Annotated in this window: 13 protein-coding genes; 8 read left to right on the forward strand and 5 right to left on the reverse strand. The window is 42.2% G+C overall.

Annotated elements, in window-relative coordinates; translation table 11 throughout:
- The coding region (locus tag CSQ79_RS25900; protein WP_143755507.1) for a transglutaminaseTgpA domain-containing protein at nt 1–585 on the reverse strand (585 nt) is incomplete at its 3' end.
- A gap of 488 nt (nt 586–1073) precedes the next feature.
- Here CSQ79_RS25900 and CSQ79_RS25905 point away from each other — a divergent pair.
- Nucleotides 1074–1550 (forward strand): hypothetical protein, encoded by a 477-nt coding sequence (locus CSQ79_RS25905; protein WP_099703995.1) that lies wholly within the window; start codon nt 1074–1076, stop codon nt 1548–1550.
- A 104-nt stretch (nt 1551–1654) separates the two neighbouring features.
- Here CSQ79_RS25905 and sds read toward each other — a convergent pair whose 3' ends face one another.
- The 3 genes from sds to CSQ79_RS25920 all read right to left on the reverse strand — a co-directional run bounded on the left by sds (nt 1655) and on the right by CSQ79_RS25920 (nt 5695).
- Nucleotides 1655–2626 carry a solanesyl diphosphate synthase gene (sds, locus tag CSQ79_RS25910; RefSeq protein WP_099703996.1) on the reverse strand — a complete coding sequence of 324 codons (972 nt, stop codon included), beginning with the start codon at nt 2624–2626 and terminating at the stop codon, nt 1655–1657.
- Between the two features lie 268 nt (nt 2627–2894).
- Nucleotides 2895–3743, reverse strand: a complete 849-nt coding sequence (murI, locus tag CSQ79_RS25915; RefSeq protein WP_099703997.1) for a glutamate racemase — start codon at nt 3741–3743, stop codon at nt 2895–2897.
- Between the two features lie 83 nt (nt 3744–3826).
- A complete protein-coding gene (locus CSQ79_RS25920) occupies nt 3827–5695 on the reverse strand; it encodes an N-acetylmuramoyl-L-alanine amidase (RefSeq protein ID WP_099703998.1) in 1869 nt (622 codons plus the stop codon).
- A gap of 1512 nt (nt 5696–7207) precedes the next feature.
- On the opposite strand from CSQ79_RS25920, the gene hpsJ-B reads away from it, so the two are divergent.
- The 7 genes from hpsJ-B (at nt 7208) to argH (ending at nt 15610) form a co-directional block, all read left to right on the forward strand.
- A complete protein-coding gene (gene hpsJ-B, locus CSQ79_RS25925; RefSeq protein ID WP_099703999.1) occupies nt 7208–8017 on the forward strand; it encodes a hormogonium polysaccharide biosynthesis protein HpsJ in 810 nt (269 codons plus the stop codon).
- Between the two features lie 246 nt (nt 8018–8263).
- Nucleotides 8264–8947: a DUF502 domain-containing protein gene (locus CSQ79_RS25930; protein ID WP_099704000.1), complete on the forward strand. Its 684-nt coding sequence runs from the start codon at nt 8264–8266 to the stop codon at nt 8945–8947.
- A 126-nt stretch (nt 8948–9073) separates the two neighbouring features.
- Complete coding sequence (gene nusB / locus CSQ79_RS25935; protein WP_099704001.1) at nt 9074–9709, forward strand: transcription antitermination factor NusB; 636 nt, start codon at nt 9074–9076, stop codon at nt 9707–9709.
- Between the two features lie 100 nt (nt 9710–9809).
- A complete protein-coding gene (gene ftsY, locus CSQ79_RS25940; protein ID WP_099704002.1) occupies nt 9810–11561 on the forward strand; it encodes a signal recognition particle-docking protein FtsY in 1752 nt (583 codons plus the stop codon).
- A gap of 468 nt (nt 11562–12029) precedes the next feature.
- Nucleotides 12030–12284 carry a DUF1816 domain-containing protein gene (locus CSQ79_RS25945; protein ID WP_099704003.1) on the forward strand — a complete coding sequence of 85 codons (255 nt, stop codon included), beginning with the start codon at nt 12030–12032 and terminating at the stop codon, nt 12282–12284.
- Nucleotides 12285–12478: 194 nt separating this feature from the next.
- On the forward strand, nt 12479–13891 hold the full coding sequence (locus CSQ79_RS25950; protein WP_099704004.1) for a PP2C family protein-serine/threonine phosphatase: 1413 nt from the start codon (nt 12479–12481) through the stop codon (nt 13889–13891).
- Between the two features lie 285 nt (nt 13892–14176).
- The gene (gene argH, locus CSQ79_RS25955; RefSeq protein ID WP_099704049.1) at nt 14177–15610 is read left to right on the forward strand and encodes an argininosuccinate lyase; all 1434 of its coding nucleotides are present in this window, start codon (nt 14177–14179) and stop codon (nt 15608–15610) included.
- 41 nt (nt 15611–15651) lie between these two features.
- On the opposite strand, the gene CSQ79_RS28505 is transcribed toward argH, so the two are convergent.
- Entirely contained in the window at nt 15652–15816 is a 165-nt protein-coding gene (locus CSQ79_RS28505) for an Asl3888 family RNA-binding protein (RefSeq protein WP_193934777.1), read from the reverse strand.
- Nucleotides 15817–16103: the final 287 nt, after the last annotated feature.

A 16103-nucleotide genomic window follows, 5' to 3' on the forward strand; every position in this document is an offset into this window, starting at 1 on the left:
CGCCCCTCGCCCCTCTATCCCCAACCGCGAACGATAATCTAAGACTAATACTGGTAAGGCGATCGCCAAAAAGAGTAGTAACATTGGTGCAAATGTCAAAGTCTGACTCAACGTTCCTGCAACTGCGAGTAAAATTAGCCCGATGACAATCGAATAGCCTAAATCTTTACGACGGGGTAAATCAAAGCTATGACATACCTGAAGTTGAATCAAAAGTTCGGCTAGCAGTACCCTGGTATCGTGTAGTTCACCTAATAAACGTCCAAAAAAGACAGCAAGTGCTGCTAACATTGCGATCGCAATGCAAAACTTAGTAGGAACGTTGCGATCGTGACGGCGATACCAAGCCCAAACTGCGCCGACAATACTCAAAGGTACAGCCCACAAGCTAAATTGCGTTTCTGCTGCAACATCTGTAGCGATAATTCCTACAATGACTAATGCTTGAACAAGCGATCGCAGTAGTCGCGATTCTTCTACTTCGGTTACTTCTCTAGATCTAGGCTGTCGCTGCTGATTCCAACCAGATAGCGATAGCGATATTTTTATTCGATTTCGCTGACGCATTCTGGATGATTTGGTCATATTGAGATAGCAAGTTGATGTGAGTTATGTAACATTTTTAACGAACTTTATTAGAAACAGAGATCGCAAAGTATGTAGCAAGAGAGGATTTTATAAATGATTTTTGTTGATAAAGTTACGAAAAATTCACTGTACCTACTGAGTTTTTACTGTACTTTATTGAAGTTTATAGAGTAAATTGACGACTAATGCTGTAGTAGCATGTTTATCTTATTCAGTACACAAAAATAAGTTAACGAACAATTGCCTCAGTAACCTAGCGCAATCCTACTGATCAATTTATTGATATTTAAATGTTTTTGTTGAATTGTTTATGTAAATGTACTGAGATACAAGCAAATTATTTATGCTTGACACCATTAGGGAATTCTGTTTTGAGAAATTCAGTATAATTACAATCTTTCTACCAGCAGACTCATCACAACGAGCAACCATCTACATTTGCTCGCTAAACTCAAAGGGTAGCAAGAGCTTTTTTGCGCTCGATTATGAGTTTAGACAAACAAATTCAATTATTAATTAATGATGCCCCCCAAGATGGCATTACACCCAAAGTTGTTGCCGCGATCGCACCAGGGCTAAAGCTACTCGCCGAGAGGTTAGGTCACTTACAGTACTATATTCTGCAAAGTTTAGAACAAGAGTGGGTGGTCACAACTCTACGTAGTCGTGATGAACTCCATCATGAAAAGCGTGTTGTTTATGCTTTTCCCACCTTGAAAGATGTTGTCGCATCAGAACTTGAGCCACAACTAATTGCTATCCCAATTCCCGTAACTCTCATTTTGTTTCAGCTGATTGCTTTAGAAACAGTAGACAGTATCATCTTTTTTGAAACACCAGGTGATACAACTAACGGCATTGAAATTCGTCGCGAAGATATGCAGCGTCTGATTCAACTTCAGTTACAGCAATCTTCTCTATCCAATACACCTTCTAACTACATCCCTCCAGATATTGCCTAATATCCTTTTGCTTTAGGGTTGATACAAAGAAGTGCAGGAAAAGTAGAGGAGTAGAGGAGAATACCTTTTCTATCTACTCATAACTCATAATTAGCCAATAGTCACTAATACAACCGACTTAAAACATAATCAGCCATATTAATCAAGGCTTGGCGTGATTCAGAATGTGGTAGATCGTTGAGATGCTCAACGGCTTGAGTGGCGTGCTTGGCAGCTAATTCCCGTGCTTGTTCGAGACCTTTACTGTCTTGGATTAGGGCGATCGCTTGTTCTAAATCGCCTTCTTGAGCGAATTCTCTTGCGATCAAGACTTCTAAATATGGTTTTTCTGCTAAAGCGAATAACACTGGTGCTGTTAGGTTGCCACTTTTGAGATCTGAGCCTACGGGTTTACCTAAAGTGTCTGCCGAACCGGTAAAGTCGAAAATGTCATCGACAATTTGATAGGCTAAGCCTAAGTAACGTCCATAGCTATACAAATGGTCTGCAGTTTCACTTGATACATCGCTGAGTAAACCTGCTGCTTTACAACTATTGGCAAATAAAGTCGCTGTTTTGTAGTAGCTTTTCTTTAGGTAAGCTTCGATAGATAAGCTTGTATCAAATAGAATTTCGCCTTGCTGAATTTCGCCAGCAGCAAAATCCATAATGACTTCTGACAAAAGTTTAACGACGTCTAAATTATCTAAGTTAGCTAAATACCAAGAAGATTGAGCGAAAAAGAAATCTCCTGCTAACACAGCTACGCCATTGCCAAATAAGCTGTGAATTGTCGGAACACCTCGCCGCGTTACAGATTCGTCCACCACGTCATCGTGAATCAGACTCGCAGTGTGAATCATTTCTGTAATTTCAGCTAAGCGGCGGTGACGCAATGTAATGTCTTCATCCAACATAGTTGCTCGCGATACAAGTAGCACAATTGCTGGTCGCAGCCGTTTTCCTCCGGCTCCGAACAAGTGCTTTGCTGCTGCGAAGAGTTTAGGATGGCGCGTACCTACTAACTGAATTAAGTTTTCTGACAGTATCCGTAGGTCTGCTTCAACTGGGGAAAATAGGAAGGTGGCTGAGGTCATGTATAAGCCGACTCAAGCTTTAGTTAAGAAAATTTACATAATCTGTACTCATTTTAAGCTAAGCCTTGGCGTGGGGGAAGTTTTATGAGGAAATCAGCAGAAATTAGGTGAGGGACGAGGAGCGTGGAGCGAGGGGCGAGTGACTAATAGCTAGTTTTGAGTCCTGAAGAGTTTTGAATTTTAAGTTTTGTTAGCGTAGCGGTGCCTTAGCACGTTTTAAATTAAAAGAATTTTCTTAACTCAACACTCAACACTCATAACTCAACACTCACCTGCTCACCTGCTCTTCTTTCGTCACGCAGACAGATTCAACAGTCGGAGTATAGCCCAACCATTGTAAGGAAGACTGCGCAAACTGTTGCGGACAACCAGTAACACAGAAGCGTGTTGGAGAGGGAGGATGCGTACTGCTTAATCCTAATAGTTCAAGTTCCTGAACTGTAGCGGCGACAACATACTCAGCAGGATCGATAAATTTTACAGATTGTGGTAAGAGCGATCGCAGTACTGGCGCTAGATGAGGATAATGGGTACAGCCGTACACTAAAGTATCAATACGTTGCTGTAATAAAAAAGTTAAATATTGACGTGCAACCTCTTTTGTACAAGGGTCGTGAATGCGATTTTGCTCAATAAGAGGCACAAACTCAGGACAACCGACTTGCCAAACTTGGACACTCGGATCAATTTCCAACATTGCCCGTTGATAAGCATTGCTCGCCGCAGTTGCTGGAGTCGCAATTACACCGATCCGTTTACCTTGCTGGACTGCTGCCTTTGCCCCTGGCAAAATCAAATCGATAATTGGGATAGGAAATTCCTTTTGCACAACATCAAGTGCTAGCGCCGAACTTGTATTGCAAGCCGTAACCACCATTTTGACTTTTTGCTGAAGCATCCAGGTGAGAATTTCGCGCATGAATTGGACAATTTCACCAGGCGAACGATTGCCATAAGGAACCCGCGCTGTATCGCCAAGATAAATAATAGACTCTTGCGGTAGTTGTCGGTAAAGCTGACGTAGCACCGTCAGACCACCTAAGCCACTATCAAAAATGCCAATTGGAGCGTTTTGTACTTGAGGGACATACAAATAGGAGACAGAAGTATCAGCCACAGGTTGTTCACTAAATTAAACGAAGCACAGATGCCAAGTATGAATTTTGGCATAAAAGACCAAATTCACCAAAAATAACACACCTATCGCCCAAGATACTGCAAAATCCCGCGTGCGATCGCCTCTGCCATTTGTGATTGATAAGCAGCAGTTCGCAGCCTAGGATTATCTTCACGACCAGTTAGATAACCAATTTCAACGAGAACCGAAGGCATGGAAGATTTGCGCAGCACATAAAATCTGGCACGTCTCACTCCGCGATCGCGAATAGTCACGCGCTGCAAAATGTTGCGATGGATCGCCTGTGCTAAACGCTGACCACTAGAAAAATAATAAGTTTCTAACCCATTGACATCAGGACGACTCAACCCCATTGAATTCGCATGGATACTCACGAAAACATCTGCATTGGCGCGTTCGGCGATCGCGACACGAGGAGCCAAGTCTACAAAGTAATCGGAATCGCGTGTCATTACGACTTTTACGCCTTCTTTTTCCAGAATGGCGGCAATTTGTTTGGATAGAGGTAAAATGACCTGCTTTTCTTGTAATCCCCCAATTCCTATTGCTCCAGGGTCTTTACCACCGTGTCCTGGATCGATCACTACCACAGGACGCTGTTTAGGAGGACTAGGCTTAGCTGGAGGCGTGGCTGGTTGCGGTGGTGTAGTTGCTTGAGGAACTGGTACAGGAACAGGTTGTGGCTCAGGTGGCGGTGTCTGAGCATTTGCAGGTGGCAGTAAGATTGAGTTGGCACGGGAAAGTTGTAAGGCGAGTACGTCCTGTCCTGCTTGATTGAGTTCCCCGATCCGAATTCCTGTTGCAGGTTGTACCCAAATAGCTACTGTGCGCGGATCAGCTTGCTGTAAACGCACTCTTAGCACAGGGCTATTAGAAGTCAATGATGGTCCTCTAACGTTACTCGCTAACTGCGCATTGGGAATCGTAATGCGATACAGTCCAGTAGAACGGTCCCAGCCACCTGTATAGTTGACCTTTTGGCTCGCGCGAATCAACAATTGGGCACCATTAATCGTCAGTTCTGCGGCGTGAATTGTTGCCAAGCCTGACGACGAGGGAGTGTTCGTAGTTGTGTTCTGAGTTAGAGTATTGACAACAGTGTTGGTAGCACTTCTGCCCTGTGGTAAGACTACCAAACCACCAAAACGACTGACTGATGCTTGCCAATCAGGTCCGTTTCTGTCAACCCGCATCGTCATCCGCGTCACGGGCGGTGAATTTTGAACTTGATTCAGTTGAATGCGACTAACACCGTAGCGATTAACTGTCACAGTCGGCTTTTTGCTCAACTGTGGTGCTAGCGAAGCACCCACTAAATCAATATCAATCGTACTGCGATCGCTACTGCGATTCACTTTAACTTGAGGAGTTCCACCGCCACGGGTTCGGACAAACAGCCCGTCTCCTGTAACTTGAATATTTTCTACCTGTACTGTTGCAGTTGTCTGTGGAACTACAGAATTATTGTTTGGACGACTACTGCCTGGCACAATGGCTGATAGCGATCGCTGTGGTGTTACGGATGGTGGTGGGCTAACCGCAATTCTTTCAGGCTGTGGTAACTGTACTGTCCATTGACTTGGTGTTGCTCCTTCAAATTTCACCTTCTCCGGATCGATCTTGTAACCAGGACTTAATTCAATTACTACACGAGCCGTTTGGTCGTCAAATTGACCAACTCGAATACTGCGAATTGTACCGCCAAGCTCTTGTTTTACTGTGGGACGCTCGAGTTTGGTTCCTGGTAAATCGATCACCAATCGCATGGGATTAAAGATGAGTTGTGCTTTTGGTTGAACAGCACCATCCGTCTTGAAGTCCAATCGATTGCGATTAGCATCAAAATTCCACGATCGAAGTTTCGCCGCCTCTGCGGGAGACGATAACAGAAAAATGCTTAAAGTACTGGGTAGTAGCCAGTGAAATCTCACAATGCTTTCTCCTAATTCATCGCATTCATTTCGTGCAGTCTACGTCTCCTCTATCTGCTCTTAATTCACTCCATCACACATTGACATATCTGGTATGCCGCCCTTGAGTATACCTGAGGACAAGTACATAACACGTATGGCGGCGATAAAACTCACTTCACGATTTGAGAGCAGTGAGCTTGAAGACTCAATCTAGACTCAAAGGCGACATACACTAAGTCGTGAACCACAATCAACAGTAGCTAGCTCCAAGTAAAATGACTGGTACAACCGTGACTGTATGGCTGAGATTTCGTCTTGATTGAGCTGAAGGTTTGAGATGCATCCTTTGCTGCTAATAAGGTGACTGATACTGAAATCAGCTTCTCGTCTCAACTTTGGTGGCAAAATCCAGCTTGAGTTGAGAATTTTAGTTCAGCAAATTTATTAAACCTGCGGACGGAGATTGAGAGATTTAAGTTTCCGCTGTAGCCTACAAATTTAAACTGAGAATAAACTTGGAATAAATTTAACTTCAGATTTGTCTAAAATCAATTACTTATTCAGCTCAATTGAAAGTTATTTACCAAAAATCCTTTTTGAGTTTGGGTAAGTGCAAAAAAACTGTCTCGATTTGCTACAGAATCTTGACAGCTTGTATTTACTGCACAGCTAGCTGATGCAGCGCTAAAAACTGAGATTTTTGTCAGTGCTAGACAGCTTTATTAATGTAAAGCTGCTTTCTGCTATATAACTAGCAGCAAACATATTAACAGAATTGTGAGAAGAAAGTAATCGTGGATATTGGCAAAAGAGGAAGCGAACGATCTAAAAAGACTGTCTTGAGGCAAGTACGTTGGGTTATGCTCGGATTTAATTGCTAGTTGACTGAAATACTAACTGACCCAGGTTACTTAGTTCATGTAAGAGAGGATTCTTGATTTTCGATTTACATTAGAGTTTTCACTATAAGTGTCAGGATCTACCTTATTACAAAAGACTTCATTTCTGTTATCATCCTCGGTATCTATGATGCAAAGCCACAAACGCTAGTGAGTATTCAACCGAAGTTACATTACTACATTTGAGTTTGTCCAATCATTCGGTGCTAAAGTCTTCTCATTAGCTGCTGCGAATCATACCTGTCAAATAGAATTATGGAATATTTTGAGCTTATGCAGCATTTGCGACACCAAGGACGCATTGCACTTATCTCAGTTTGTGCGATCGCTTCAGTAGGTTGCTGGTTAAAATTAGGAGTGCAGCAAATAACAATTATTGTATTAACCAACTAGCAAGTATTGGCTATTTCCTAAAAATTCTCCCTCAGTAAAAGGTTTAATATTATCATTAAAATAATGATTTTAGCACCAGATCTTGACAGAATATTTTCTAGTTCTTTACAGCGTTCACTAATATTAATTTTTATCTATAAAACTTGTCATTGAAAAATAATTTCTCGAAAACCAAATTAAAGATAAAATACTTTCCTAACGTTCGCGCCCTGAACCTTACGCTGGAAAAATCACAACAATGAAAGCACTTAATAACAACATATTATTTTCTGTGCTAGCATCTCGAACTCTAAAAATAGTAGGAATTATCCTAATTTTGGCTTTTCTACTTGATTTTGTGATGTTGTTATTTCCGTTTCGAGCACAAACTCAAGAGTGGCAAATTAATTTTGCCACTCAAATTATTGACCGTGGAACAATCCCAATGGTGGGAACAGCTTTGCTCTTAGCTGGTTATTGGATAGAAAATATTGTTACAGATTCTTCTTTAAGTCGCCAATCAGGACTTAACTTAAGATTTCTAGTACTAGTGCTGGCAAGTCTATTAGGGCTACTCTTTCTGCTACTTGCTCCTCTACATATTAATAATATTTTACAAGCAAGAACAGAGGCGATCGCACGCATCAATCAAGAAGCATCGCAAGCCGAAACACAATTGCAAACCCAAATTGCGGCGCAACGAACTCAAATCCGCACTCAGATTTCCGCGATTTTGCAAGACGAACAGCAGGTAAATGCTGCACTCCAAAGTCCACAAGTTCCAGAACAAATTAGAAATATCCTCCAACAGGCAAGAGAAAATCCTCAAGCCCTCGATCAAATCATCGATCAACAACTTAACGCCGATGCACTACGCAATCAAGCTTTAGAGCAGATTCAGCAACGCAGGCAAGAAGTTGAACAACGCGCTCAAGAACAAGTTCAGTCAGGGATTGGCAGTGGTATTCGTAGTTTGCTACTGTCTATTGGTTACATCCTTATTGGCTGGACAGGGTTGAGAAATATGAACTCGCTGCCACCAGATCGCCCTAACTACACCGACTATTGATAGAGAAGGTAGTTTGAAGCAATTGATGACTAAATTTTCAGTGCTACACTGATTGCAATAAATCTTTACAGCTTCTTAAAGAATACAATAAGAGATATAACCAGTTACAAATGACGCTGATGAGTGCAAGGAGCGGTGTAAAGCATCAACAAATAACTATTTGCGATAAGCGGATCGTAGTCCTAAATTATCAAACCACAACAAAGACATTAATCAAGCGCCAGTTACAAGGAGAGTGGGCGATTTGTGTTTGAACGCCTTAAACAAGATTTAAAAAATGACTTGATAGCAGGGTTGTTAGTAGTCATTCCCTTAGCTACCACGATATGGCTAACAGTGACCATTGCCACTTGGGTTATTGACTTTCTCACACAAATTCCTAGGCAACTAAATCCCTTCGATGGTATGCATCCACTTTTAGTGGATTTATTGAGTCTAGCAGTAGGATTTACCGTACCTTTACTAAGCATTCTGCTCATCGGTTTGATGGCACGTAATATCGCAGGGCGGTGGTTGCTTGATGTGGGAGAGGAACTGTTACAAGCAATTCCTTTAGCAGGCTCAGTATACAAAACTCTCAAACAGTTACTCGAAACTTTGCTAAGAGATACCAACGGCAAGTTTCGCCGTGTCATTTTAGTAGAGTATCCCCGTAAAGGAATGTGGGTTATTGCATTTGTGACAGGTACAATCAGCAATGATATTCAGTCGCAATTGCAGCGTCCTGTGCTAAGTATTTTTATTCCTACAACTCCAAACCCGACAACCGGCTGGTATGCAATTGTTCCTGAAGATGAAGTCATTAACTTAAAAATGTCGATAGAAGATGCTTTTAAGGTCGTTATCTCCGGAGGCATCGTCGCTCCCAATACACTAATAACACCTTTGGTCATCTCCAAAGAACGTAAACTCGAATCTCCATTACAGTAGAAAGGAGCGAGGAGCAATTGACTAGTTTTGAATTTTAAGTTTTGAGTTTTGAATTAAAAGAATTGTCTCAACACTTCACAACTCACAACTCATAACTCACAACTCATAACTCATAACTCACACATTATGCAACCCCGTAGAATTGCCCGTGAACTTGCTTTGCTAAGCTTGAGCCAACTACCAAGCTCACAAGAGAAACTTGAAACACAACAATTGTCAAATATGGTATTGGCAGCGGTTAGAACTCTGACAACCGAAGTTCAAGATACTCTGACGACTGCAGCAGCAGAGTTACAACGTGCCAGCGATCGCCTATTAAGCAGCGAGACACGCGCTGGCGATTTACGTACTTCCAGATCGCTATTAGACGAATCCATTCAACTTACTCAAAGTGCAATTAATCGAGTTGGTGCAGCACTTGAGATACCAGAACTCATTCAACTGGCAAACCAACCAGACTTTGACGTTCGTACCTACGCACTCCAAATTGTCCGAGCAGTCAATATTCATCGTACAGAAATTGATGAAAAGCTTAACGATGCCTTAGTCGATTGGCAAGTATCTCGCTTAGCGCGAATTGACCGCGACTTACTCCGCATTGCAGTAGCAGAAATACTGTACTTAGGTGTTCCAGATCGCGTTGCTATTAATGAAGCAGTAGAACTTGCTAAGCGTTACAGTGGAGACGAAGGACACCGCTTTATTAATGGTGTTCTCCGCCGGATTAGCGAACAAGCACAAGCAACCTATCCAAAATCTTAGCAGTAACATCTCGCCTGCTCCCAAGAGTTGGTAAATTAAAGAATAGTTGATGTCTGCTATTTAAGTAGTCTGTTTTAGCTGGCAATTTACAGTAGGTGCAATGGTTTTTAATTGGTTCCGTCGTCAATTTAGTCAAGAGCAAGCTGCTCCCTCAACTGAGGAACAAGCTACAACCACTCCACCTGAGATAGAAGAATCAACAGCTGAAAAACAAAGTGATGCCTCACCAGAAATTTCAGCTGACTACTTAAGCTTTGCTAAGGCAGCCTACAAAAATATTCAGCAACGACAAGCACAAAGTGAGTCTGTTACTGAACCTGCACCTGTCGAATCAACAACAGATCAAGTCACCTCAAGCGAATCCTCAGAACCAGAAACGATTTCAGATGAACCTATTGTTGGTGAACCGTCAACTGAGATAGAACCAGTCGTTGTAGAAACAGAACTAGAGACTGCCTCAACAAAAGCAACTCTTAGCGAAACACCCACGCCTGAGATAGAACCAGTCGCTGTAGAAGCTGTAGAAACAGAACCAGAACCCTCTTTAAAATCAGATGCTCTTGAAAATGTCAGTGAATCGCCCGTAGCTGAGACAGAATTACTCACAGAAGATGAACCAGCAGCTAGTCAACCTGAAGCAGAATCAGCTATCACTGAAGACACACCAATAACGAGTGATGAATCAACAGAAGCCCCAGCTGAATCATTACCCTTTTGGGTAAGAGCAGAAGCTGACCGACAAGCGCGGCTAGAAAGACTCAAAGCAACAGCAATTGAAGAACCGGAACCAGTTCTAGCTGCGACGGAAACGCCACAAGTCGCAGACGAAGCTTCAAACCTTGATTTAGCATTTGATGAAGGTTTTCTGTGGTCAGCAGAAATTTTAGCGGCTCAAGGGCGCAAACCAGAAGATGTTTCAATCGAAGAAATTACTTGGCTTAAAAAGCTACGGCAAGGATTAGACAAAACTCGACGCAATCTTGTTAATCAAATTAAGGCGATTGTTGGGCAAGGACCACTCAACCAAGCAGCAGTACTTGAAATTGAGGCTTTGTTGTTACAAGCAGATGTTGGAGTTGAGGCAACAGACTATATTATTAATGCCTTGCAAGAGCGAATTAAGCAAGAGGCACTACCTCCAGAAGTCGCGATCGCCTATCTCAAAGAAATTCTACGAGATATGCTTGATCGCCCTTTAACGTCGCATAATGCTACTTTTGCTCCCGAAAAAGACACCCTCAACATCTGGTTAATGACAGGAGTTAATGGAGCAGGTAAAACGACAACTATTGGCAAAATTGCTCATATTGCTCAAAAATCAGGATACACCTGCTTGATTGCTGCTGCTGATACCTTCCGTGCAGCTGCTGTTGAACAAGTCAAAATTTGGGGTTCGCGCAGTGGAGTTGAAGTCATTGCCAACCCAGGACAAAATACAGATCCAGCGGCAGTCGTCTTTGATGCAATTACAGCTGCTCAATCACGCAACATTGAATTACTCTTGGTAGACACTGCGGGACGACTTCAAAATAAGAAAAATCTCATGGACGAACTGAGTAAAATTCGTCGCATTGTCGATAAAAAAGCTTCTAACGCCAAAATTGAATCGCTCCTCGTACTTGATGCGACTTTAGGGCAAAATGGTTTACGGCAAGCTGAGGTTTTTGCTCAAGCGGCTCAACTTAGTGGCGTTGTCTTAACAAAACTTGATGGCACGGCCAAAGGAGGAGTCGCATTGGCTGTGGTGCAGCAACTCAATCTCCCGATTCGCTTTATCGGTGCAGGTGAAGGTGTTGAGGACTTACGTCCTTTTTCCAGCTATGAATTTGTGGAAGCGCTGCTAAGTAGTTAATTCACGCACAAAATCTGAAACTGTAGCAAAAGTTAAAGTTCAAACTTAAAAGCGTGAATTCGCGATCGCATTCGCGCAGAAGGTGTTTTGTTCAACAAAGCAAAACTTATCTTTATCTTTTGCCGCCAGTGTTTCTCTAACTAAACTTAAAAAGTTCTGGTTGCTTTTTTGAACTATACCAATAGGAATAGTAGCAAGGACAACCAGTAGCAATCTCTAACATTATTAAAAACAAACTTGTTTAAACATTGAACTTTCCTACATAATCTGACAGTTCATACATTCTTTCCCTTCGGATTTATTTCAAAACAGAGGCGTAACAAAAGGCTTCTTCCGAGTAGCCTGTATAGCTCAACACAGGTCAACTTAATTTAACGGTCTAACATTTGATAGAAGTCGTTATTGAGAATCAACGTTTACTCTACTTATCAGTAAAACTCTTACCAAATCATCTTCCCACCAGTTCTTATGAAACTACTCCAACGGCTTAATCAGCTATTAAGAGGTAAGAGGCAAAAACAAAATTCGGCTTGGTGGGCAGAAGTTATTACGCATTCGCCTCATTGCATCTACTACTTTGGACCCTTTTTAACGTCAAATAGAGCTATAGTTGCAAGTACTGGCTATATTGAAGATCTTGAAGGTGAAGGAGCTGAAGAGATTGAAGTCGTTATTAAGCGCTGCCAGCCAACGATGTTAACAATATCTGATGAAGTTGAATAGTTAGCGATTATTAAATTGACTTACTAAAAAAACTTTGTAAAACAACTGTATTTTGTTATTTCAGTCATTATACTACACAAAAGACATTCTGCTTCCAAGCTCAATGTAGTGAGCAATACATTTTCATCTATACTAAACGAGATGATTTTTGCTTCCTCACTTAATGGCTAAAATCCTCAGGTAAGAGAATAAAGATGGTGTCTGTGCCTCAACCTTCTTCACACCCCACTGCCGATCGCGATAGCAATGCCAACACTGATGCCGCTCCTATTTTGGCACTCAAGCAACTTGTCGCGCGTCTGCATAAGGAACAGCACAAGATCCACGATTTACTTGGTTCTCTAGGATTTGCCTTGAGAAGCTTCAGTAACCTTAATCAGTTTTTAGAACTCATTCCGTTGATGGCAACACGAGTAACTGATGCTGATGGCGGTGCACTTGTTTTGTTTAAGCCTAATGGTCAAGTACGACTAGAACGACTTCATTGTCAAGATAGTCATCAAAGTAAAACTATCCGCAAAGCACTAGAAACCGCAATTGGAGTCGTTACAGCTTCTTTAGCAACTGCTACAGGAATTGTTCCAGCTACAGCTACGGCTGCTTTAGACGATCAAGTTAGTCAATATTTAGGTTCAGAAATTCAACTATTTGGCACAACAGTTTTTGTAAAACAAGTAGAACGCGGGCGACTGTACGTTTTTAGCAGTAATCCAGAATATAGTTGGACAGAAAGTAGACAAAAACTAGTCCGCCTTGTCGCAGATTTAACTGCGGTTGCTGTTGAAAATGATGAGTTAACAGCCGAATTGCGCAAAAAAGAACGCATGAACCGAGAATTGGAAATTGGTGCAGAAATTCAACTAAGATTGCTACCACGCCAATGTCCTAAAATCGCCGGAATTACGTTAGCTGCACGCTGTCAACCAGCAAGTCATATAGGCGGCGATTATTATGACTTTATTCCAACAAACTGTCACCCAAGTCAAGTAGCACTCGGTAATGGAAACGATCCTTGTCGTTGGGGAATTGTCATTGGCGATGTCATGGGAAAAGGCGTTCCCGCAGGTTTACTAATGACAATGACGCAGGGAATGTTACGTACAGAAGTTCCTAACGGTAATTCTCCTGCACAAATTCTGCAAAAATTAAATCAGGTAATTTATGCAGATTTAGAAAATTCTCACCGCTTTATTACGTTGTTTTGTTCAGCTTACGATCCCCAAACTCAAACGTTATACTACAGCAATGCCGCACACAATCCTCCTTTGTTGTGGCAAGCAGCTACGGGAAATATTAAGCGCTTGGATACGTGGGGAATGTTGATTGGATTAGATGCAGAAAGTCAGTACGAAGACGCCCATATTCAATTGCATCCAGGAGATACAATTATTTACTATACAGATGGTTTTACTGATGCCGTCAATCAAAGCGGCGATCGCTTCGACGAAGAAAACCTGATTCGCAAATTTTACTGGGCTTGTCAGCACTGTCAAGGACCACAAGCCATTCTTGAGTACTTATTTGAGCAAGTTTATCGCTTTATTGGTTCAGCTAATCAGAATAAAGACGATATGACACTGATTGTCTTGCAAGTTAAGAATGAGTAATATCAACCTTGGCTGAATAAGCAGACCATTGCGGGGGATTGGTAACTGGTAACTGAGAATTGGTAATTGTTTTGTCAAGTTATGAGTCACTCACCACTATAAGAACTTCTTTCTCACTCTTCCACTCTTGCACTAGCTACTAATTACTAGTCACTAGCCACTAACCCTTAAAAAAGCAGATTTGGTAACAGCAATTTAAAATGAATTACTCATATCATCTAATTTTCCATCAAAATTTTATGTTGATGGGACTAATGATTTTGAGTGAAGGAACATAAATTAGCTGTGAATCAACAAAAAACATGGAGCCAGCGATTTGAATCAGCGCTACACCCTGCGATCGCTCGCTTCAATGCTAGTATCGGCTTTGATATTGAATTAATCGAATACGACATCACAGGTTCAATTGCCCACGCCAAAATGCTGGGGCACACAGGAATTATTTCACCTGATGAAGCCGCACAACTTGTCGCAGGTTTAGAACAAATTCGTCAAGAATACCGACAGGGAAATTTTACTCCAGGGATCGACGCTGAGGACGTTCATTTTGCGGTTGAACGACGCTTAACTGAAATTACTGGAGATGTCGGTAAAAAACTGCACACTGCGCGATCGCGTAACGATCAAGTGGGTACTGATATTCGGCTTTATTTACGCGATCAAATCGGGCAAATTCGTCAAGCTATTCGCGAATTTCAAGGCGTTCTCCTCGATTTAGCCGAAACTCACATTCAAACTCTCATTCCTGGCTACACGCATCTGCAACGCGCTCAACCTGTAAGTTTGGCACATCACCTTATGGCATACTTTCAAATGGCACAGCGCGACTGGGAACGCTTAAAAGATGTGAATCAGCGCGTCAATATCTCACCACTAGGAAGTGGTGCTTTAGCCGGAACGACCTTCCCGATTGACCGACATTATACGGCGGAACTCTTGCAATTTAACCAAATTTATGCTAACAGCATGGATGCAGTGAGCGATCGTGACTTTGCCATCGAATTTCTCGCCAGCGCTAGCATTATTATGGTTCACCTCAGCCGTCTTTCAGAAGAAGTGATTCTGTGGTCGTCGCAGGAATTTAGCTTTGTCAAACTCAAAGATAGTTGTGCGACAGGTTCTAGCATTATGCCCCAAAAGAAAAACCCCGATGTGCCAGAACTGGTACGGGGCAAAACTGGGAGAGTCTGCGGTCATCTCCAAGCACTACTTGTTTTAATGAAGGGCTTGCCTTTGGCTTATAACAAAGACTTACAAGATGACAAAGAAGCCATTTTTGATACAGTCAAAACTGTCAAAGCTTGCTTAGAGGCAATGACCATTTTGCTAAGAGAAGGCTTAGAATTTTCTACTCCGCGTCTAGCCGCAGCAGTCGCCGAAGATTTTTCTAATGCCACTGATGTTGCTGATTATTTAGCAGCACGAGGAGTTCCCTTCCGTGAAGCTTACAACCTTGTCGGCAAAGTTGTCAAAACTTGCATCGCTGCGGGGAAGCTCCTCAAAGATTTGAGCTTAGAGGAGTGGAAAGCTTTACATCCCGCCTTTGAGCAAGATATTTATCAAGCGATCGCTCCTCAGCAAGTTGTTGCAGCTCGCAACAGCTACGGGGGAACTGGTTTTGAACAAGTGAGTCAAGCAATTACTGCTGCTCGTCAGCTCATGATTGTGGAAGATAGCTCCGCAACCACAGCCATATCAAATCAGCACCGAACAGTATAAGTAGTATGCTGGCTCAAGCCTTAACAAGTGCTGTTGGCAATTTATGTATCAGCTGCTGCTGTTGTATCTTCTTCTTCTCGTTGCTGCTGCGGATTTTGTTGATATCTTCGCTGGAAACGCCCTGTAGTAGTTCTCTTACGAAACTTACGGGCGTACGCCTGATTCCGTAGCGCCTTTTCTTTTTTTGGATTACGGCGCTTAGCCATGTTCACCTCATTAAATAAACAACAATTTCTGCCTCTAGATCTATAAAGGCAATACTAGATACCGATAATAAACGGTATACTTCCAGCCTAGCGAATTTAACTTGACAATTGCACATTTATCTGTGTAGCACACAGTTTTCTATGAGCGTTTGGTCATCTCATTCCCAGATTATGCTGCCATAAACTGAGTGTTGAGGCTAGACAAAATGTCATCAACTAGGGCACAAGCAACTGTTGTGCCACTGTGTAGAGTTCATTATAAGCTAACTAGTATTACTAATGGGCAA

The organism is Gloeocapsopsis sp. IPPAS B-1203, assembly GCF_002749975.1.
Taxonomy (GTDB): domain Bacteria; phylum Cyanobacteriota; class Cyanobacteriia; order Cyanobacteriales; family Chroococcidiopsidaceae; genus Gloeocapsopsis.